The organism is Bradyrhizobium sp. SZCCHNS3016 (genome assembly GCF_032484535.1).
Taxonomy (GTDB): Bacteria; Pseudomonadota; Alphaproteobacteria; order Rhizobiales; family Xanthobacteraceae; genus Bradyrhizobium.
The window spans coordinates 634,573-654,956 of record NZ_JAUETE010000001.1 but is presented as its reverse complement, the minus strand read 5'-3'; the positions used below and the strand labels follow the sequence as shown (position 1 = coordinate 654,956).

The following is a 20,384-nucleotide window of genomic DNA, read 5'->3' as shown; positions in this document are numbered from 1 at the left end:
CCCTGACGCTTGATCCGAACCGGCAGATCGGCTGCAATGGACTCGGTCGATCGACCTCAAAAAGAGCGAAGGCGGAGGAAGCAGATGCCCAAGGTTCTCGTACTCTACAAGACCCCCAAGAGCGCCGAGGCGTTCGACAAACACTACATGAACGTCCACGTGCCGCTGGCGAAGAAGATTCCCGGCCTGAAGAGCTACGATATCAGCCGCGGCCCCGTGAATGGGCCGACGGGCGCCACCAACATCCACCTCGTTGCCACCCTGGTATTCGATTCGATGCAGGCGCTGCAGGCGGGAATGGGCTCTGCCGAAGGCAAGGCGGCGGCGGGCGATCTGCCCAACTTCGCCGATGGCGGCGTCGATCTGTATATCTTCGACACGCAGGACGTTTGATCCTTGGACGGTCCTCAGGCCGTCACCAACGTTCGGCGGTGTGCCCGTCATACCCGATCGGCCGAGAGGCCGGTCGCCGGGACGATCTCGCGGGTCGTCTGCAGAATGGATCCGCCAAGCCAGTCCGAAGCAAATTTTGCTCTTCGTGGCTTGGCAGACCGCTACGCGCTACTTGCGCGCCGCACAGGCGTACATGTTGATTTCCATGCCAACCGGCACTTCGACGATCTTCGGTGTCTTCCAGGCCATTTCAAGCTCCCAAGTTCGACTATCATTGACTGACGCATTGCTCGCGCCGACGTCGAAGCTAGGACCGCATCAGGGGGAACGCAAGGCTCCGCAACCGTGGAGCATTTCCCAGCGGTTGTCGATCGATTGAACGAAACAAAAATCCAGCCGCCTGGCTGGACGCCGTTCCGCCTCAATCCTCGTAGGACGCGCCCCCTGATCGGGACGGCAGCTTCGCTCACGCACCGCCCGGCTGCACATAGCAGAACACGTATCGATTGCGGCTCAGGAAGATGATGCCGTGCCCCGTCGGATTTCCCTTGTCCCACTTCAGCTTGTGATCGGGGACCTCGATTTCGGTACCGACATCGATGTGCGGACGGCCACGCGGCTCATCGGGACGGTCATCGGTGATGATGACATAGGTCTTGCCGTCGCGGACATGGATAGCATCGGCAAAGTAGGCGTCAGCCTCACCGCAGCATGATGCCGTCGGGACGTCGGGCTGCATCAACGCCTCGTACCAATGGCGCAACGCAGGATCGACCGCTCCCCACTGACCGAGATCACGCGCACTCGCACTCACCCAAAGGCAACAAAGCATGCCGAGCCAAAGGATGGTTCGTCTCATCCGCCTACTCCTCTGTTGTCCCGGCATGATGCAGTGAAGCAATCTTCATGCCGCAACGCAGCATCGGAGCGGTGCCATCATGCCGAACTCGATCAGCGAGCAGCGACAACGACTTGGCTGCTCCGTCCGAATCGAACGAGGAAGGCTTCCCGATGAGACGAGGGTCGTTGCCACCTTTTCGTATTGACGGTTCCTGATTTCGAGGGGAGTGTTGTTCCCGCAGCGTCAGGATAGGCGCGCATAAAAATCTTGGAGGAAATGAATGAAGCGGATCGCGCTGGCCGCAGGCCTCGCCATTTTTGCATCACATGGTGCAAGCGCGCAGAGCGCCAATCAGTTGGTCAAGGGTGCAACTGATACGGCAAACGTCCTCAACTACGGCATGGGCTACAATCTGCAGCGGTTCAGCCCGCTCACCCAGATCAACAAGGACAACGCCAAGAACCTGGTCCCGGTCTGGAACTACAGTTTCGCCGATGATCGCAGTGAAGAATCGCAGCCGCTGGTCTATCAGGGCGTGCTCTACGTCACGACCCACAATGCGACGATGGCCGTCGACGCCAAGACCGGCAAGCAGATCTGGAAGAGCAAGATCGACTATCCCGCCGAGACGCCGCGCGTGGTCTGCTGCGGCATCATCAATCGCGGCGCCGCACTGTACGACGGCAAGGTGTTCCGGACGACGCTCGATGCCAACGTGATTGCGCTCGATGCCAAGACCGGCAAGGAGCTGTGGCGGCAGAAGGCCGCCGATATCAAGGAAGGCTACTCGATGACCGTCGCGCCGCTGGTGGCCGACGGCGTCGTTTTGACCGGCATCTCCGGCGCCGAGTTCGGCACCCGCGGCTTCATCGATGGTTGGGATCCCGCTACGGGCAAGCATTTGTGGCGCACACACACGGTCCCAAGCCCGGATGAACCCGGCGGCGACACCTGGAAGGGCGACACCTGGAAGCTGGGCGGCGGCTCGACCTGGATCACCGGCTCCTACGATCCCGAGCAGAACACCGTGTTCTGGGGCGTCGGCAATCCCGGACCGTTCAATGCGGCCGTGCGCCCGGGCGACAACCTCTACACCTGCTCGGTGCTCGCGCTTGATCCAAAGACCGGCAAGATGAAGTGGCACTTCCAGTTCTCGCCGAACAATCCGTTCGACTACGATGCGGTCGCGGAGATGGTGCTCGCCGATATGAATGTCGAGGGCAAGCCGACCAAGGTGCTGATGAACGCCAACCGCAATGGCTTCTTCTACGTACTCGATCGCACCAACGGGAAGTTGCTCGCGGCCAACCCCTATGTGAAGGTGAACTGGGCCTCCAGCATCGACCTGAAGACCGGGAAGCCGGTCGAGACCGACGTGACGCGTGATGCGCGCGAGGGCAAGAAGGTCACGGTCTATCCGTCGATTCTCGGCGGCAAGAACTGGGAACCGATGTCGTTCAATCCGCAAACGGGATTGGCCTATGCCAATACGCTCGTGTTCGGCGGTCACTACAAGACCGAGCCTGCGACCTACAAGGCCGGCGAGTGGTACCTCGGCATGGACCTGACGGATCTGTGGGATTGGCCGGAAGGGCCGCGCGGTCAGCTCAAGGCCATCGATCCGATGACCGGCAAGACCAAGTGGGAGCAGCCGAGCGACATCCCGCGCTTCTCCGGCGTGCTGTCCACGGCAGGCGGCGTGGTGTTCTCGGGCAAGCTGACCGGCGAGTTCGAGGCTTTCGACGCCGACAGCGGCAAGAAGCTGTGGCAGTTCCAGACCGGCTCCGGTATCGAGGGCCAGCCCGTCACCTGGCAGCAGGACGGCGTGCAGTATGTCGCTGTCACCTCCGGCTACGGCGGCGTCTACTCGCTGTTCTCCGGTGACGAGCGCCTCGCCAACGTTCCGGCAGGCGGCTCGTTGTGGGTCTTCGCGGTCAAGAATTGAGCGCGGATCGCCCGTGAGACAGACCATGTTCATGAGAACGGCGGCGGCCTTCGCCGCCGTCATGGCGACTTTGGCCGTGCCATCGACGACCGCCCTCGCCCAACAACAAGATGGCAGCGCTGTACACAGCCCGGTCGACCTCGGCAAGACGACGTTCGCTCAGAAGTGCTCGCACTGCCACGGGCCCAACATGGTGAACTCCGGCACTGTGACGCCCGACCTGCGCCGGTTTCCCGATGACCAGCCTCGTTTCGTCACCACGGTGAAGCAGGGCAAGAACGGCCGCATGCCGCCCTGGGGCGACATTCTCAGCGATGACGAGATCACCGCGCTGTGGGCCTACGTTTCGAGCCGGAGAGCGCAGTGATGCGCCATCTCTGCTGTTGGTTGGCCGCCTTGATGATTTCGACGGTGTCGTCAGCGGCTTCAGCCGCTGACGACGTGCTGCGCATCTGCCTCGACGAAAATCTTCCGCCGCTCTCGGTCCATCATCGTGGCAAGCCCGGCGGCGGCTTCGATGTCCTGCTCGGTCAGGCGATCGCCGACCGCCTCGGCAGGAAGCTCGAGATCCAGTGGTACGAGAGCAAATTGGACGAAGATTCCAGTCCAGCGCTGGAGGCGAATGCACTGCTATCGGACGGACGCTGTTCGTTGCTCGGCAGCTATGCGTTCACGCAGGACGGTTTGGTCGCGCCGGGCGTCAAGACGGCCAAGCTGCCGGACTTCGATGGCGCCACGCGCGACGACCGCCGTCGCCGTGTTCCGCTCGGCACGCTGATGCCGAGCAAGCCGTACATGTTCTCAACACTGACCGTCGTTCTCGGACCTTCCGCGAAACAGCGTCCGATTACCGACATCGGCGATCTGGCCGGGCTGCGGCTGGCAATCGAGAGCGGCACGTTGGCGGATGCCATCCTCATGACGTTCGACAAGGGACGGCTGATCGACGACATCACTCATTTGATTCCGGCGCGGGACGATCTGCTCGGCGCGCTCGAGCAGGGTAAGTTCGACGCGACCCTGCTCGATAGCAGACGTTTCGATGCGTATCGGGCGGCTCATCCCGACACCAAGCTCGGCGGGTCGGGCTACAGCTATCCGATCGGCGTGAACCGAGGTTATGTCGGGCTGGCCAGTTCGGCCGAGCTCATCACATCGGTCGACAAGGCATTGACGGAGCTCGACGGCTCCGGGGCCCTGGCGAATCTCGGTCAGTCCGCCGGACTGACCTATCTTCCACCGCGCGAGCCGGTGATTCTCGGCGATGCATTCCAGAGGATCATCCGGAGCGGCGCACACTAGCGCGGTCGCTCCACGACCACTCAGCGCGCCGCAGTCTTGTGAACCGACGATGGCACGACGCCGAAATATTTGCGGAAGACGCGACTGAAGTGCGACGAGCTCGAAAAGCCCCATGAGAACGCGACATCGGTGATGGTCTTGCCGCTCTGCGTCTCCAGCTCCTGCCGGCAATGCTGAAGCCGGGCCCGCCAGATGTAGTCGCTGACCGTCATCCCACGATCGCTGAAGACCATGTGAAGGTAGCGCTTGGTGCAACCAAGGGCCGCCGAAATCTGATCGATGCACAGATCGGGATCGCGCAGATGCTCGCGGATGAAGGCTTGAGCGCGGATATAGACCGCCTCGGGTCCCGCACGGTCCAGCATTCGATCGGCTTCGCGCAGCGGCAGCAGCAGCAGATCGATCAGCGACTCGGCGACGCTGGCTGCCGAGTTGGGCGACAGCCGGGTCGCCTCGTCGAACGCGGCATGGGTGACGTCATGCGCAATCCGACCGGTCCCGCTCCGCGCCGACAGCTTGTATGCCGGCATCTTCTCCGACCGGAAGCCGCGCTCCTGCAACAGCTCCTTGGGCACGATGACGACGTCATGGCGCGTCAAGGCGGGGCTGATGATCGTGTGCGGCGACGACACATCGTAGGCGAGGCAATCGCCGGGGCCGATCTCGATCTGGCGGCCATCCTGCTCGAAATAGGACGTTCCATAGGTCTGGAACAAGATCTTGATGTAGGGATGTGCCGCCTTTTGCGCACGCGCATAGGAATGCGCAATGCGGTGCTGGCTGGCCTCGATCTGGCAGAGCTTCAGGCGCGACACCGTCGTGAAATTGATGCGCCCCTCGAATGAGGCCCCCTCCAGCGGATCGACATCGAAACGTCCGCACAGGTCGGTCAGTGCATCTGACCAACGCTGGATCTGGCTCTTCGGCGAGAAGCCCGAAGTATTAAGCGAGCGGATCGTATCGGACATGTTTCATCCACCGATTCATGATCGAAACGCAACGGGTCCGCCGCAGGACGGCGAACGAGACTGCAGCAAGATTGCTCCCATTTTAAGGCTGCGGCTCTTTCGCGGCGCACTCGTTCCATAACGCGCCCTGTCTGATCCTCCGCCTTCATCTCTGTAAGGTCAAGGGAAACGTCAACCCTCGGTGGAACCGCGATGCTGCAAATTGATGCTGCGCAACAAGAGTGGCCCTCATGTTGCGGACCAGCAAAGCAAAATCTCCTTCAAAAACTTCTATTCGCTTCACTCTTGAGCAAGCTCTTTTCTCTTTTGGGCAAGTTTCCCGGTTGGGAAGTGGATAATCAATGATGCCGAAAACGAATACTGGGCCGCGTGATGCGGAACCTCAGTTGAACCCGGGAGGAAAGACGATGCGAAGAGTGCTACTCGCAACATGTCTGACGTCAGTCGCGGCGCTCGCCGCGGGTGGCGCGTGGGCCAGTGAAGAGCTGGTCAAGATGTCGGCCAACCCGAAGGACTGGGTGATGCCGGCGGGAGACTACGCCAATACGCGTTACTCCAAGCTCAACCAGATCACCGCCCAGAACGTCGGCAAGCTGCAGGTCGCGTGGACCTTCTCCACCGGCGTGCTGCGCGGCCATGAAGGCGGACCGCTCATCATCGGCAACATGATGTATGTGCATACGCCGTTCCCGAACAAGGTGTATGCGCTCGATCTCGCGCAGGACAACAAGATCGTCTGGAAGTACGAGCCCAAGCAGGACCCGAACGTCATTCCGGTGATGTGCTGCGACACGGTCAACCGCGGCGTCGCCTATGGTGACGGCAAGATCTTCCTGCATCAGGCCGACGACAAGCTGGTGGCGATCGACGCCAAGACCGGCCAGCATGTCTGGACCGCCGTCAACGGCGATCCGACCAAGGGCCAGACCGGCACCTCGGCGCCGCTGGTGGTGAAGGACAAGGTCCTGGTCGGCACGTCCGGCGGCGAGTTCGGCGTCCAGTGCAGCATGACCGCTTACGACATCAAGAGCGGCAAGCAGGTCTGGAAGGCCTACTCCGAAGGTCCGGATGACCAGATCCTGTTCGATGCCAACACCACCGCACTCGGCAAGCCGGTCGGCAAGGACTCGAGCTTGAAGACCTGGCAAGGCGATCAGTGGAAGACCGGCGGCGGCTGCACCTGGGGCTGGATCTCCTACGATCCGCAGCTCGACATGGTCTATTACGGGTCGGGCAATCCCTCGACCTGGAACCCGAAGCAGCGTCCCGGCGACAACAAGTGGTCGATGACGATCTTCGCCCGCCACGCCGACACCGGCGTCGCGAAATGGGTCTATCAGATGACGCCCCACGACGAGTGGGACTATGACGGCGTCAACGAGATGATCCTGTCCGACCAGTCGATCAACGGTCAGCCGCGCAAGCTGCTCACGCACTTCGACCGTAACGGACTCGGCTATACGCTCGACCGTGCCAGCGGCGAGCTCCTCGTCGCCGAAAAGTTCGACCCGAAGGTAAACTGGACCACCGGCGTCGACATGGACAAGAACTCGCCGACCTACGGCCGCCCGAAGGTCGTCGATCAATACTCGACCGACAAGCAGGGTGAAGATGTCAACACCAAGGGCATCTGCCCGGCGGCGCTCGGCACCAAGGACGAACAGCCGGCCGCCTACTCGCCGGACACGCAGCTGTTCTACGTTCCGACCAACCATGTCTGCATGGACTACGAGCCCTTCAAGGTGAGCTACACCGCAGGTCAGCCCTATGTCGGCGCGACGCTGTCGATGTATCCGCCGGCGGGTGAGACCCATATGGGCAACTTCATCGCCTGGGACGGCAAGACCGGCAAGATCGCCTGGTCGAACAAGGAGCCGTTCTCGGTGTGGTCGGGTGCGCTCGCAACGGCCGGCGGCGTGGTGTTCTACGGAACGCTCGAAGGCTACCTCAAGGCGGTCGATGCCAAGACGGGCAAGGAGCTCTATAAGTTCAAGACTCCGTCCGGCATCATCGGCAACGTCACGACCTACGAGGCAGGCGGCAAGCAGTATGTCGCCGTGCTCTCGGGTGTCGGTGGCTGGGCCGGCATCGGTCTCGCGGCGGGCCTGACGGATCCGACCGCCGGTCTCGGTGCGGTCGGCGGCTACGCAGCGCTGAGCAACTACACCGCCCTGGGCGGCGCGCTCACCGTGTTCTCGCTCCCGCAGCAGTGAGCTAGGCACCTGCTTCCGGCGCATGGATCTCGTCCATGCGCCGGTTCGCCTGCCCCAGAAAATTAAGGGAAGACGCCCTTGCGTAGAATCTGTTTTGCGGTCGCCACGGCTCTGATCCTGGCAACCGGCGGGATGAATGTCGCCGAAAATGCCTGGGCGGAAAGTCCGGGAGATCCTGCGGCCGTCAAGTCCGAGGACGGGAAGTACTTCGATAAGGATGGCAATCCGACCTACAAGGTGGGCGCCGACGGATCGGTCGACTGGTACACCTACTCCGGATACCGCCGCTATCATTCCGAATGCCACGTCTGCCACGGGCCCGACGGCATGGGATCGACTTATGCGCCTGCGCTGAAGGACTCGGTCAAGACCATGAGCTACGGCGATTTCATCGGTGTCATCGCCAGCGGCCGCAAGAATGTCAGCACGTCCCAGGAGAACGTCATGCCGGCTTTCGGCGACAATCCGAACGTGGCCTGCTACATGGACGACCTCTACATCTACCTGCGCGCCCGCGGCAATGACGCGGTGGGACGCGTTCGCCCGGCCAAGCACGAGGACAAACCGCCAGCCTATACGGAAGCGGAGAACTCCTGCATGGGCAAGAAATGACTTACGACGGGGACCGCGCCTGAACAGTTTCCCTGGGCAGCGTCGCGGGCTCAAGAGAATGAAAGAGGAGTTTGAGACATGAAGACGCGCGCCGCGGTCGCTTTCGAAGCCAAGAAGCCGCTGGAGATCGTCGAGGTCGACCTCGAAGGGCCGAAGGCCGGCGAGGTACTGGTCGAGATCAAGGCCACCGGCATCTGCCACACCGATGCCTACACGCTCGACGGTTTCGACAGCGAGGGCATCTTCCCCTCGATCCTCGGCCATGAGGGCGCCGGCATCGTGCGCGAGGTGGGTCCTGGCGTAACCTCGGTCAAGCCCGGCGACCACGTCATTCCGCTCTACACACCGGAATGCCGCCAGTGCAAGAGCTGCCTCAGCCGCAAGACCAATCTCTGCACCGCGATCCGCGCCACGCAGGGCAAGGGCCTGATGCCCGACGGCACGTCGCGCTTCAGCTACAAGGGCCAGGCCATCTACCACTACATGGGCTGCTCGACCTTCTCCAACTTCACCGTGCTGCCGGAGATCGCGGTCGCGAAGATTCGCGAGGACGCGCCCTTCGACAAGAGCTGCTATATCGGCTGCGGCGTCACCACCGGCGTCGGCGCAGTCGTCAATACGGCCAAGGTCACGCCCGGCTCGAACGTCATCGTCTTCGGCCTCGGCGGCATCGGCCTCAACGTGCTCCAGGGCGCGCGGATGGCGGGCGCCGACAAGATCGTCGGCGTCGACGTCAATGACAGCAAGGAAGAATGGGGGCGCCGCTTCGGCATGACCCACTTCGTCAACCCGAAGAAGGTGACCGGCGACATCGTCCAGCATCTGGTTGCGCTGACGGATGGCGGTGCCGACTACACCTTCGACTGCACCGGCAATACCACGGTGATGCGCCAGGCGCTGGAAGCCTGCCATCGCGGCTGGGGCGAATCGATCATCATCGGTGTCGCCGAGGCCGGCAAGGAGATCGCGACCCGCCCGTTCCAGCTTGTCACCGGACGCGTCTGGAAGGGCACGGCGTTCGGCGGCGCGCGCGGGCGCACCGACGTTCCCAAGATCGTCGACTGGTACATGAACGGGAAGATCGAAATCGACCCGATGATCACCCACACGCTCAAGCTCGAAGACATCAACAAGGGCTTCGACCTGATGCATGAGGGCAAATCGATCCGTTCCGTCGTCGTGTTCTGACCCCAAGCACGCAAAACTGAGGAGGATTGCGCCATGACTGTCCACATCCATCCGTCCGTCGATAACGGCGTCAAACAAGGAAGCGGCCATTTCGCCGGCGGCACGCTGGTCTGCAAATGCCACGACCGGCCGGTCAAGGTCGGCATCAAGGGCGATGTCGCGCATAACCACGCGTGCGGCTGCACCAAATGCTGGAAGCCCTCCGGCGCGACCTTCTCGGTCGTTGCAGTGGTGCCGCGGCAGAACGTCACGGTGCTGGAGAACGGCGACAAGCTCAAGATCGTCGATCCCTCCGCCGTCATCCAGCGCTACGCCTGCACCGGCTGCGGCACGCATATGTATGGCCGCATCGAGAACACGGGCCACCCGTTCTACGGCCTCGACTTCATTCACCCCGAGCTGTTCCAGGAGCAGGGTTCGGCCGCGCCGGGCTTTGCGGCCTTCGTCTCCTCGGTGATCGAGTCGGGCGTGAAGCCGGAACAGATGGGCGAGATTCGGGCGCGATTGAAGGAGCTGGGGCTCGAGCCCTATGACTGCCTGTCGCCGGCCCTGATGGATGCGATTGCCACCCACGTGGCGAAAGCAAAGGCGGCCTGACGGCCGCCACGTACCAAGCGTACCAACTGAAGCGTTCCTTCCTGAAGACTTGGTGCCTCGCCTGCCCCACGCTGGCGAGGCATTCTTTTTTTGTCGTCGTTTTGGTCTGGCGGCCGCCGTTGTTGTCGGCGCACGCCCATTGTTCCGCATTTGCATTGCAGCGGGCTGCACGCGCAGCGCTCGTCTGCTCTGACAACACACGCGCCTGTGTAGACCGATGCCTGTCCCGGTCTGCTATCATCAATCGTTTTCCGACAACTCTCGATTGATCCGGCGCGTGCACGTAAGGACATGTGGTCCCGCGCGCGTCCACCAACGATCAGAACCAGCGACCATTGGTCCGACAGAGCGAGGGCGAACATGATCAAGGTGAAAATCAACGGACAGGAGCAGAGCTGGGATGGCGATCCGAGCCTGCCGCTGCTGTGGTATCTGCGCGACGAGTTGGGTTTGACCGGAACGAAATATGGGTGCGGCGCGGCGCTGTGCGGCGCCTGCACCGTGATAGTCGACAAGGAAGCGGCGCGCGCCTGCATCACCGCCGTGTCGGATGTCGCGGGACGGGAGGTCACCACCATCGAAGGTCTGCATCCGACCGGAGATCATCCCGTGCAGAAGGCGTGGCGGCAGGTCAACGTGCCGCAATGCGGCTTCTGCCAGGCCGGGCAGATCATGCAGGCGGCCGCACTCTTGAACGAGAATCCCAAGCCGTCGCATGACCAGATCAGGGATGCGATGGCCGGCAACATCTGCCGCTGCGGCTGCTATCAGCGCATCGAGAATGCGGTCCATCTGGCCTCGACGGGGGTGTGATCATGAACATCATCGCAAATCCCGACATCGCAAAGTCTGCGTCTCGCCGCGGCTTCGAGCGGCATCTCAAGGTCGAGAACGTCTCGCGCCGTACCATCCTGCAGACGCTGGGCCTCGCCGGCGGGTTCGTGCTCGCGGCTCCCTTGCTGTCGCGCCCGGCGTTTGCCGCCTATGAAACCGGCGCCGGCAAGATGCCGCACGGCACCGTGGTCGATCCCAAGGTTTTCGTTTCGATCGCCCCCGACGGCATCGTGTCGATCCTCGCCCACCGCTCCGAGATGGGCACGGGCGTGCGTACCAGCCTGCCACTGATCGTGGCGGAGGAAATGGAAGCCGACTGGTCGCGCGTGCGCGTCGTGCAGGCTCCCGGCGACGAGGTGAAGTTCGGCAACCAGGATACCGACGGTTCGCGCAGCACGCGGCACTATCTGCTGCCGATGCGACAGATCGGCGCCATGGCGCGGGCGATGCTCGAAGCCGCGGCGGCCAAGCGCCTCGGCGTGCCGCCGAGCGAAGTGAAAGCCGTCAATCATGAGGTCGTGCACAGCGCCAGCGGCCGCCGCCTCGGCTTCGGCGAGCTCGCGGCCGATGCAGCCAATCTGCCGGTCCCTGCGGTCGACACCGTGCAGCTGAAGTCGCCGAAGGACTTCCGCTATCTCGGCAAGGGCCAGGTCAGCATCGTCGATCTGCGCGACATCACCGTCGGCAAGGCGCGCTATGGCGCCGACGTCCGCCTGCCCGGCATGAAATACGCGGTCATCGCCCGGCCGCCGGTCACCGGCGGGAAGGTCAAGTCGTTCGATCCGGCCGAGGCGCTGAAGGTGCCCGGCGTCGAGCAGGTGATCGAGGTCAAGGGCTGGCCCTGGCCGTCGAAATTCCAGCCGCTCGGCGGCGTCGCCGTGATCGCGCGCAACACCGGCGCTGCGATCAAGGGTCGCGACGTGCTCAAGGTCGAGTGGGACGACGGCGCCAATGCTGCTTACGACTCCGTCGCCTATCGCGCCGAGCTCGAAGCCGCCGCGCGCCAGCCGGGCCTCGTCGTACGCCAGGAAGGCGACGTCGAGGCCGCGCTGAAGTCGGCCGACAAGGTGATCACCGGCGAGTACTACCTGCCGCATTTCGCCCATGCCAGCATGGAGCCGCCGGTCGCGGTCGCCGACGTCAAGGGCGACAAGGCCGAAATCTGGGCGCCTGTGCAGAGCCCCGGCGGCACGCACGAGGATGTCGCCAAGACGCTGCAGATCCCGCCGGAGAACGTGACCGTCAACGTCACCCTGCTCGGCGGCGGGTTCGGGCGTAAGTCCAAATGCGACTTCGCGCTCGAGGCTGCCCTGCTGTCGAAGACGCTGGGTGCGCCGGTCAAGGTGCAGTGGACGCGTGATGACGACCTCCATCACGATTTCCTGCACACGGTGTCGGTGGAGCGCATCGAGGCTGGGCTCGACAAGAGCGGCAAGGTGGTGGCCTGGCGCCACCGCAGCGTCGCGCCGACCATTCTGTCGACCTTCGCGGCGGGCGCCGATCATGCCGCGCCGTTCGAGCTCGGCATGGGCCTCGTCGACATGCCGTTCGAGATCGCCAACATCCAATGTGAGAATCCCGCCGCCAAGGCGATGACCCGCATCGGCTGGTTCCGCTCGGTCTCCAACATCCCGCGCGCCTTCGCCGTGCAATCGATGGTCGGCGAGATCGCGCATGCCACCGGACGCGACCAGAAGGACACGCTGCTCGAGCTGATCGGCAGCCCGCGCGTGCTCAAGCTCGCCTCGGTGAAGGATCTCTGGAACTACGGCGAGCCCTACGAGAGCTACCCGATCGACACCGGCCGGCTGCGCCGCGTCGTCGAGTTCGTGGCCGAGAAGGGCAATTGGGGCCGCTCGGTGCCCAAGGGCCACGGTCTCGGCATCGCCGCGCATCGCAGCTTCGTCAGCTACATCGCCACCATCGTGGAGGTGTCGGTCGACGACAAGGGCAAGCTCGTGGTGCATCAGGTCGACACCGCGATCGACTGCGGCACCTTCGTCAACCCCGAGCGCATCGCCTCGCAGCTCGAAGGCGCCGCGATCATGGGGCTGAGCCTCGCCAAATATGGCGAGATCAGCTTCAAGAACGGCCGGGTGCAGCAGCGCAACTTCGACGACCATCCGGTGGTCCGAATCGACGAGGCACCGCTGGTCACCAACGTGCACATCGTGCCCGTTGATGCCGACACGCCGCCGAGCGGCGTCGGCGAGCCGGGCGTGCCGCCATTCGCGCCGGCGCTCGCCAACGCGATCTTTGCCGCCACCGGCAAGCGCCTGCGGGCGCTGCCGATCGGCAATCAGCTCGCGACCTGAGCTTGCAGCAATCAGCAGATCATCGGCCGGAGCGATCCGGCCGGTGATCCCAGCGGAAGAAGCAGGATCAGTCAGCGCCCGTAGCGCACCGAGGCATAGCGGCCGATGACGGCGGACGGCGAGGTCTGCATCACCGCGCTGGAGACCGGCGTCACCGGCACCTTCCGCCTCACCGTGCGCAAGGACATGGACATCACCTGGCCGTTCGCCGAGAACGCCACCCACCTGATGTCGATCGGCCTCGACGAGGATCTCGATGACGCCGCCAAGCAGGCGGTGCGCGAGATGGTCAAGCACGTCTGCGCCCGCACCAACCTGTCGCGCAACCAGGCCTACATGCTGTGCTCGCTTGCCGGCAATCTGCGCGTCACCCAGCTGGTCGACGGCAACAAGGGCATCCACATGCTGCTGCCGAAGGCGTATCTCTGAGCCCTCCTCTACCGGTTGACGAAGCGGTCATGCGCGGTCAGCACGACCTGCCCGCTCGCATCGACCGCCTGGAAGGTCACATCGGCATCCACAGACTCGGGCATGGTCAGCGTCACCCGCAGCGCCTCTGAGCCGTCCGGCTCGACCTCGATCGCATCCGCCGCCGCATGACCGACGATGGCGAGCGCCGCATCGATGCCGCTGATGCCGAGCGTGAAGCTCTGCACGGCGGACGACTTGTTGAGCAGCTTCACCGTGTAGCCGTTGCGCACCGAGCCATCCGACAGCCGCACCGACATCGGATCGCGATCGTGCTGCACCGACAGCACGGCGGTGGTCTTCGTGACGAACGAAACAGCGATCACGCCGGCGACAGCGACGCAGGCCAGCGCAAGCCCGATCGTCTTCGGCCGCACCAGCCGTGAGACACGCGGCTCGCCGACACGGCCACGCTCGATGTTGCGCCAGCTCTCGTAGTCGATCAGGCCGCGCGGACGGTCGAGCTTGGCCATCACGCCGTCGCAGGCATCGACGCAGAGGCCGCAATTGATGCAGGCGAAGCTCGGCCCCTGGCGGATGTCGATGCCGATCGGGCAGACCGCGACGCAGGCGCCACAATCGACGCAATCGCCGGCCGGCAACCCCTGCGATCGCGCCTCGGCGGCCTTTTTCGCCGACATCCGGGTCTCGCCGCGATAATCGCGATAGTTCACCGTGAAGGCTTCCGTATCCCAGATCGCGCCCTGCAAACGCGGCCACGGGCACATGAAGGTGCAGACCTGCTCGCGCGCGAAACCGGCGAGGCCATAGGTCGTGCCGGCGAACACCAAGGTCCAGGTCAGCGCGGTCGCCGACATCTCGCCGTGGACGAGATCGCGCAGCAACTCCGGCGCGTCGGTGAAGTAGAAGATCAGGGTGCCGCCGGTGCCGAGCGCGATCGCCATCCACAACGCGTGCTTGGTGGCGATCTGTGCGATGCGCCGCGCCGTCAGCGTCGCGCCGATGTTCTTCAGCCGCTGCCGGCGGTCGCCCTCGACCAGGCGCTCGACCAGCAGGAACAGGTCGGTCCACACCGTCTGCGGACAGGCGAAGCCGCACCACAGGCGGCCGGCCAGCGCGTTGACCAGGACGAGGATGAACGTCGCCAGCAGCATCGCCGCGGTGATGAGATAGAGATCCTGCGGCCAGATCTCGGCGGGGCCAAGGTAGAGCTTTCCGTGGGCGAAATCGAGCAGCACGGCTTGGCCCGGCGCATTCGGCCCGCGGTTCCAGCGCACGAACGGCGTGATGTAGTAGACGGCGAGCGTCAGAACGAGAATCAGCCATTTCAGCCGCCGGATTGGCCCCTTGACGCCCTGCGGAACCACCGGGCCGCCAGCGCTGCGCAACGACCGTGCCGGGCCGCGGGCCTGACCCTGGCCCTGGCTTTGGCCTTGGCCCTGCGCCATGCGCCGCGTCCTGGCGTGATCGATCTCGATGGTGATGGCCACGGCTGCCCTCGTTCGCTCGGCTGATGCAGGGCAACGATAGGCGGCGGTGCCGGACGGCTCTTTGTCGGGCCACAAACTTGCGAACGGCTGGCAGCGCCTGTTTGCGCGGGAACAACGATAGTTCCCGTCCGACAGGCGATGAGAGGCGCGGCGCCGCGAGCGCCACGGCGGCAGTCGCAGCATCCGGAGGGATGGCTGCGGCTGCTGCGCTTGTTGGATAGCGCGCGTAGCGACGCTCGCTGCTCGCCTCTCCCCCGCGTGCGGAGAGAAGGAGCGTACCGGCATTGCGGCGGCGAATTCCGTTCCGATCGGCAGCGTCAACGTGCTGCACACGACGGGTGATCCAGCCCCTTCCTCAAACGATCTTGATCGACATGTCCGGCAGGCCCTCGAGCTTGCACAAGAGCACGTCGCCCTTGACGACCGGGCCGACATTCTCCGGCGTGCCGGAATAGATGATGTCGCCGGCCATCAGCTCGAACGCCTCGGACAGTTTCGCGATCTGCTCGGCGACGTTCCAGATCATCTTGGTCAGGTCGGAGTTCTGCCGGACCGTGCCGTTGACCGCGAGCGAGATCGCGCCCTTGGTGAAGTGGCCGACCTTCGCCACCGGATGGATCGGGCCGAGCACGGCGGCATGATCAAAACTCTTGCCGATCTCCCATGGCTTCTTCTCGGCGGCCATGCCGTTCTGCAAGTCACGGCGGGTCATGTCGAGGCCGAGCGCGTAGCCATAGACATGATCGAGCGCGGACTCGGCGGGAATGTTGGTGCCGCCGGACTTCAGCGCCGCGACCAGTTCGACCTCATGATGATAGTTCTTGGTCAGCGACGGATAAGGATGATCGGCGACCTCGCCGATCGCGACGTTCTGGATCGCGTCGGTCGGCTTCTGGAAGAAGAACGGCGGCTCGCGGTTCGGATCGGAGCCGCGCTCGATCGCATGCGCCGCGTAGTTGCGGCCGATGCAGTAGATGCGGCGGACGGGGAAGACGCCCTGCTCGCCGGCGATCGGAATCGTGGTCGCCGGCACGGCGAAGATCGGCTTCGGCCCGGCCTGTGCCGCGGCAGGGTAGGTGTCCGTGATGATCGCAGCCGCTGCGGCGGCGCTGCCGGCGACGAGAAGATCGCGGCGTGAGGTGTCTGCCATGGGTTTCCTCCTGGGATCAGCCGTTGCGGCCGGCTGATTTGTTGGTGGTGGCGCACCAGCATCGGCGCCCCGCTCAACTGATAAGCATATCCAGTATGCCAGCGCCACCATGCGCGCACGCGCCGTCGCTCTCGCAGCGCAACACGCGCCCGAAGCGATGCTCGAGACCCTCGCCGGAAACGCGAGGGCGCAGGGAAGGCCGGACCTCGACTGAGGCCCGTGGCCCGCCTGCGGAAAAAATGCAGGCGGCAGGAACCACAGGTTCAGCCGGACAGACCCGGCCTTCCCTGCACGATGGGTGAACGTCTGCTCCGAGCTCTCCCCGGGGACCGGCTTGTTTGCCCCCGTCACCTGCGCAACCCGTCAGGTCGGCAACAGGCTTGGCGCCAGCATCGGGGCGCCAGGACCACACGGCTTGAACGTCCGCGAGCTGACAGTCGTCTTGCGCAAAAGCGCCTGACAGACCCGCGGCCACCGCTCCCCGCCTCAACGTATCGTGACGACGCGTACGCCCCTCTGAATGAGGCGGGATAAGCGATATAAGCACATTTTCCGATAAAACGAAAGAGAAATTTCGACTGAGGCTGCCAAGGACTGTCGACCGAAAGTTCCGGTCCTACTTAAGATTTTTTCAACATGCGCCAGGCATACGACATCTAAGCACGGTGCAGCCCACCGGATGCGGAGGGATTCACAATGCAAGGGAGCCTTGACCGGCCACCGGTCGTGATCCATTCATCACGGTCGAAATCCCTGCTCGGGTTACTTGCCTGTATCGCCCTGCTCGCGGCGGCCCTCTTCATGGTCCAAGATCCTGAGGCCAATCACCTCATCGGATACGCCGGAATCGGCTTCTTCAGCCTCGGCATCCCCTTCGTCGGGTGGAGCATCTTTCGTCCGGACAGCTTGGTCCTCACTCCCGATGGCGTCACCCAGCATACGCTGTTCCGAAGCGGCCTCTTGAAATGGAAGGACGTGCACGCCTTTCGTCCGTACTCCCCCACGCCGGGATCGAGAGAACAGCTCATCGGCTACGACGTCGTGGGCAATTCCAACAAGGAAGGGCGGTTCTTTAAAGTCGCCCGATCGCTTGCGGGCGCCGACGGCACGCTTGGCGGCGGATGGGAGATGCAACCTGCAGCTCTCGCGGATCTGCTCAATAGAGCCCGCGCGCATTGGTTGCAGCAGGGCGATTAAGACCTGTTAGCATCGTAGAGGCCGGTCTGCTGATCCGGGGGCGCGTGCGCTTCGTTTCTGTGTTTCCACCACCCAAACGGCAACCGCCATGACCGAGCCGACACCACCCGGGAGACGCCGCATGCTGCTCTGGCTCACCGGCATCGTCGTGCTCGCGCTGGCCGGCGCCGCCATCGCCGCGGGGCCGATCATGAGCCGGGTCGAACAACCCAAATACGACGTCGTCTCGCGCGACGGCGACTTCGAGATCCGCGCCTATGCGCCGATGATCATCGCGCAGGCCGAGGTGCAGGGTGCGCGCAAGCCCGCCATCGAGGAAGGGTTCCGCATTGTCGGGGCCTACATCTTCGGCGCTAACCAGGCGAAGGCGAAGATCGCCATGACCGCGCCGGTGCAGCAGCAGGCCAGCGCCACCATCGCGCCCGCCGATGGCGTCGCCAGCGACCGCTGGAGCATCAGCTTCGTGATGCCCTCGAACTGGTCGCTCGACACTCTGCCGCCGCCGGCCGATGCCCGGATCAAGCTGACGGCCCAGTCTGCGCAGCGCATGGTCGCGATCACCTTTTCGGGCTCCACCTCCGACGGCATCATCGCTGACAAGACTCGCCAACTGCGTGACTACGCGCAGCGCAAGGGGCTGACCGCCACCGGATCGCCGCTGCTCGCGTTCTACAATCCGCCCTGGACCCTGCCGATGCTGCGGCGGAACGAGGTCATGCTGGCGTGTAGTTGCTAAAGCGAGATGAGAGAGAGCGGCCTGATTTTGTAGTCAAGGTCGGCTCGCAACTGTCACCACGACGCGCGACGAGCTCCCTCTCTGGCTTTGCCGAGTCCTCTCCTCGGTCATTCCGGGGCGCGCGCAGCGCGAACCCGGAATCCATCCTTCAGCACGTCGCGCGGCTCGATGGATTCCGGGCTCGTCGCGCTAGCGCGCGCCGCCCTGGAATGACGCGAAGATCAAACGCGCCAGAACCCATGTCGTGACTTCAATCGGAGATTAGGCGCCTCACCCCTCGATGATCGCCACTGCCCGCGTCCATCCGGCCGAGGCGCGCTCGATCTTGACCGGGAAACACGACACCATGAAGCCCGTCGACGGCAGTTGCTCCAGATTGTGCAGCTTCTCCAGATGGCAATAGCCGATGTGGCGGCCGGCCTTGTGGCCTTCCCAGATCAGCGCGGCATCGTGGGTCTCGGCGTATTTCTGCGCGGTGAACACGAACGGCGCGTCCCAGCTCCAGCCGTCGGTGCCGGTCAGGCGCACGCCGCGCTCGAGCAGATACATGGTCGCCTCATAGCCCATGCCGCAACCGGAATTGACGTAGTTGGCCTGGCCGAAGCGCGCGCCGGCCGAGGTATTGACGACGACGATCTCGAGCGGTGACAGCGTGTGGCCGATGCGCTTGAGCTCATCCTCGACATCCCTCGCGGTCACCACGTAGCCGTCCGGGAAACGACGGAAGTCGAGCTTCACGCCCGGCTGCAGACACCACTCCAGCGGCACCTCGTCGATGGTCCAGGCGCGCTCGCCGCGATTCATCGTCGGATGAAAATGCCAGGGCGCATCGAGATGCGTGCCGTTGTGGGTCGAAAGATTCACCTGCTCGACCGCCCAGCCCTGCCCGTCCGGCAGATCCTCGGCTTTCAGCCCGTCGAAGAACTGCAGCATGCGCGGCAGGCCCTGCTGATGGTCGATATAGGTGATGGTCGGATGATTGCCGGGCGGATCGGCGGGCACGTCGTTCTGCAAGGGCACGGAGATGTCGATCAGTCTGCGGGCCATGGGCGGTCCTCTCTCTTTGTCGTTATTGGTTGTTGTCGTCAGCAGCAGGATCAGACGTCCTGCCGCTCGACCTTGTTCTTCAGGATGCCGATCTTCTCGACCTCGAGCTCGATCACGTCGCCATGTTCGAGATACCAGCCGAGTTCGAGACCGCAGCCATTGCCGACCGTGCCCGAGCCGATGAACTCGCCGGGCATCAGGGTCTCGTCCTTGCTGATATAGGCGATCAGCTCCTCGAACGAAAACAGCATGCCCTCGCTGACGCCACGCGAGCGGACCTCGCCGTTGACCCGCGCCTCCATCTTCAGGCGATAGGGATCGCCAATCTCGTCCGGGGTCACGATCCACGGCCCCATCACGTTGCCGCCGTCAAAGCTCTTGCCTTTGGAGGGGCCGAGCCGGCCGTCCATCTCGATGCGCTGCGTGTCGCGCGCGGAGAAATCGTTGAAGATCGTGAAGCCGAAGATGTGATCGCGCGCCTTCGCGGCCGGAATATCCTTGCCCTTGCCCCTGGTGATGATGCCGAACTCCAGCTCATAGTCCATCACCTTGCTGTAGCGCGGCCATTTCACCGTCGTGTTGGGGCCACGCACGCTGAAGCGGTTGGTGATGTAGAAGATCGGGACCTTGCGATAGACCTCGGGCAATTCGCCGAGCGGCTCGGCATCGATGCGCGCGAGCTCCTCCGCGTCGCCGCGCTGCCGCGCCGCGAGCTTTCGCTGGCCGCGCGGCGCCTGCAGGATGTGCAGCGGAAACGACATGCCGTCGCGCATCTGCCGCGGCTCCGGCACCGGGGCCAGCAGTTCGGTGCCGCCGACGTCGCGCGAGAGGCTTTCGTCGCTGCCATGGCGCTCGACCAGCGCGCGTGCTGCGTCGAGCGCGGCTTCGCCGGCATCGATCAACGACAGCATCGAGCCGAACGCCGGATTGCTCTTGCCAGCGCGATCGGCGGCCGCGGTGAGGTCGAAAAGCTTGGAATCGCCGCCATGGACGACGCCGATCCGCTCCCCGCCTTCCGCCCGAAATGTCGCAAGTTTCACGCTGGCCTCCCCTTGTGTTCTGTCTGAAAATATACAAACATAGAAAATATCGATAAACAAGAGGCGTTCGAGAGACGGGCGCCCGGG

At 63.9% G+C, this 20,384-nt stretch carries 19 protein-coding genes and 1 pseudogene; 13 read left to right on the top strand and 7 right to left on the bottom strand.

Features of this window, described 5'->3' with window-relative positions; genetic code table 11:
* The first annotated feature begins 84 nt into the window (after positions 1–84).
* Positions 85–393 carry an EthD family reductase gene (locus QW881_RS03025; protein ID WP_315741269.1) on the top strand — a complete coding sequence of 103 codons (309 nt, stop codon included), beginning with the start codon at positions 85–87 and terminating at the stop codon, positions 391–393.
* Positions 394–561: 168 nt separating this feature from the next.
* Here QW881_RS03025 and pqqA read toward each other — a convergent pair whose 3' ends face one another.
* Together pqqA and QW881_RS03015 are read right to left on the bottom strand one after the other, a co-directional pair.
* Positions 562–642, bottom strand: a complete 81-nt coding sequence (gene pqqA, locus QW881_RS03020; RefSeq protein WP_009031067.1) for a pyrroloquinoline quinone precursor peptide PqqA — start codon at positions 640–642, stop codon at positions 562–564.
* Positions 643–859: 217 nt separating this feature from the next.
* A complete protein-coding gene (locus tag QW881_RS03015; RefSeq protein WP_315756262.1) occupies positions 860–1,132 on the bottom strand; it encodes a hypothetical protein in 273 nt (90 codons plus the stop codon).
* Positions 1,133–1,514: 382 nt separating this feature from the next.
* On the opposite strand from QW881_RS03015, the gene QW881_RS03010 reads away from it, so the two are divergent.
* The 3 genes from QW881_RS03010 to QW881_RS03000 are packed head-to-tail and all read left to right on the top strand — an operon-like array spanning position 1,515 to position 4,481.
* Positions 1,515–3,179 carry a methanol/ethanol family PQQ-dependent dehydrogenase gene (locus tag QW881_RS03010; protein WP_315756263.1) on the top strand — a complete coding sequence of 555 codons (1,665 nt, stop codon included), beginning with the start codon at positions 1,515–1,517 and terminating at the stop codon, positions 3,177–3,179.
* Positions 3,180–3,204: 25 nt separating this feature from the next.
* Positions 3,205–3,546, top strand: coding sequence for a cytochrome c (locus QW881_RS03005; RefSeq protein WP_315756264.1), 342 nt, complete (start codon positions 3,205–3,207; stop codon positions 3,544–3,546).
* Positions 3,546–4,481 carry a transporter substrate-binding domain-containing protein gene (locus tag QW881_RS03000; protein ID WP_315756265.1) on the top strand — a complete coding sequence of 312 codons (936 nt, stop codon included), beginning with the start codon at positions 3,546–3,548 and terminating at the stop codon, positions 4,479–4,481. The genes QW881_RS03005 and QW881_RS03000 overlap by 1 nt, the downstream gene beginning before the upstream one ends.
* Before the next feature lie 20 nt (positions 4,482–4,501).
* Here QW881_RS03000 and QW881_RS02995 read toward each other — a convergent pair whose 3' ends face one another.
* On the bottom strand, positions 4,502–5,449 hold the full coding sequence (locus tag QW881_RS02995) for a helix-turn-helix domain-containing protein (protein ID WP_315741265.1): 948 nt from the start codon (positions 5,447–5,449) through the stop codon (positions 4,502–4,504).
* 407 nt (positions 5,450–5,856) lie between these two features.
* Between QW881_RS02995 and xoxF5 the strand changes: the two genes are divergently transcribed.
* The 7 genes and pseudogenes from xoxF5 to QW881_RS02960 all read left to right on the top strand — a co-directional run.
* Positions 5,857–7,662 (top strand): lanthanide-dependent methanol dehydrogenase XoxF5, encoded by a 1,806-nt coding sequence (xoxF5, locus tag QW881_RS02990; RefSeq protein WP_315756266.1) that lies wholly within the window; start codon positions 5,857–5,859, stop codon positions 7,660–7,662.
* A gap of 132 nt (positions 7,663–7,794) precedes the next feature.
* Entirely contained in the window at positions 7,795–8,274 is a 480-nt protein-coding gene (locus QW881_RS02985) for a c-type cytochrome, methanol metabolism-related (RefSeq protein ID WP_315741285.1), read from the top strand.
* A gap of 78 nt (positions 8,275–8,352) precedes the next feature.
* The gene (locus QW881_RS02980) at positions 8,353–9,462 is read left to right on the top strand and encodes an S-(hydroxymethyl)glutathione dehydrogenase/class III alcohol dehydrogenase (protein ID WP_315756267.1); all 1,110 of its coding nucleotides are present in this window, start codon (positions 8,353–8,355) and stop codon (positions 9,460–9,462) included.
* A gap of 33 nt (positions 9,463–9,495) precedes the next feature.
* A complete protein-coding gene (gfa, locus tag QW881_RS02975; RefSeq protein ID WP_315713222.1) occupies positions 9,496–10,059 on the top strand; it encodes an S-(hydroxymethyl)glutathione synthase in 564 nt (187 codons plus the stop codon).
* Between the two features lie 360 nt (positions 10,060–10,419).
* On the top strand, positions 10,420–10,872 hold the full coding sequence (locus QW881_RS02970; RefSeq protein WP_315741262.1) for a (2Fe-2S)-binding protein: 453 nt from the start codon (positions 10,420–10,422) through the stop codon (positions 10,870–10,872).
* A gap of 2 nt (positions 10,873–10,874) precedes the next feature.
* Positions 10,875–13,208 carry a xanthine dehydrogenase family protein molybdopterin-binding subunit gene (locus QW881_RS02965; RefSeq protein WP_315756268.1) on the top strand — a complete coding sequence of 778 codons (2,334 nt, stop codon included), beginning with the start codon at positions 10,875–10,877 and terminating at the stop codon, positions 13,206–13,208.
* A 114-nt stretch (positions 13,209–13,322) separates the two neighbouring features.
* A pseudogene (locus tag QW881_RS02960) lies at positions 13,323–13,637 on the top strand (amidase); the annotation flags it as partial.
* Positions 13,638–13,645: 8 nt separating this feature from the next.
* On the opposite strand, the gene ccoG reads toward QW881_RS02960, so the two are convergent.
* On the bottom strand, positions 13,646–15,127 hold the full coding sequence (gene ccoG, locus QW881_RS02955) for a cytochrome c oxidase accessory protein CcoG (RefSeq protein ID WP_315756269.1): 1,482 nt from the start codon (positions 15,125–15,127) through the stop codon (positions 13,646–13,648).
* 355 nt (positions 15,128–15,482) lie between these two features.
* Positions 15,483–16,277, bottom strand: a complete 795-nt coding sequence (locus QW881_RS02950; RefSeq protein WP_315756270.1) for a fumarylacetoacetate hydrolase family protein — start codon at positions 16,275–16,277, stop codon at positions 15,483–15,485.
* Between the two features lie 696 nt (positions 16,278–16,973).
* On the opposite strand from QW881_RS02950, the gene QW881_RS02945 reads away from it, so the two are divergent.
* Together QW881_RS02945 and QW881_RS02940 are read left to right on the top strand one after the other, a co-directional pair.
* Positions 16,974–17,474 carry an STM3941 family protein gene (locus QW881_RS02945; RefSeq protein WP_315756271.1) on the top strand — a complete coding sequence of 167 codons (501 nt, stop codon included), beginning with the start codon at positions 16,974–16,976 and terminating at the stop codon, positions 17,472–17,474.
* A gap of 121 nt (positions 17,475–17,595) precedes the next feature.
* Positions 17,596–18,210, top strand: coding sequence for a heme-binding protein (locus QW881_RS02940; RefSeq protein ID WP_315756272.1), 615 nt, complete (start codon positions 17,596–17,598; stop codon positions 18,208–18,210).
* A gap of 270 nt (positions 18,211–18,480) precedes the next feature.
* On the opposite strand, the gene QW881_RS02935 is transcribed toward QW881_RS02940, so the two are convergent.
* Both QW881_RS02935 and QW881_RS02930 read right to left on the bottom strand, forming a co-directional pair.
* Entirely contained in the window at positions 18,481–19,257 is a 777-nt protein-coding gene (locus tag QW881_RS02935) for a cyclase family protein (protein WP_315756273.1), read from the bottom strand.
* A 50-nt stretch (positions 19,258–19,307) separates the two neighbouring features.
* Positions 19,308–20,297: a fumarylacetoacetate hydrolase family protein gene (locus tag QW881_RS02930; protein WP_315756274.1), complete on the bottom strand. Its 990-nt coding sequence runs from the start codon at positions 20,295–20,297 to the stop codon at positions 19,308–19,310.
* Between the last annotated feature and the right edge of the window lie 87 nt (positions 20,298–20,384).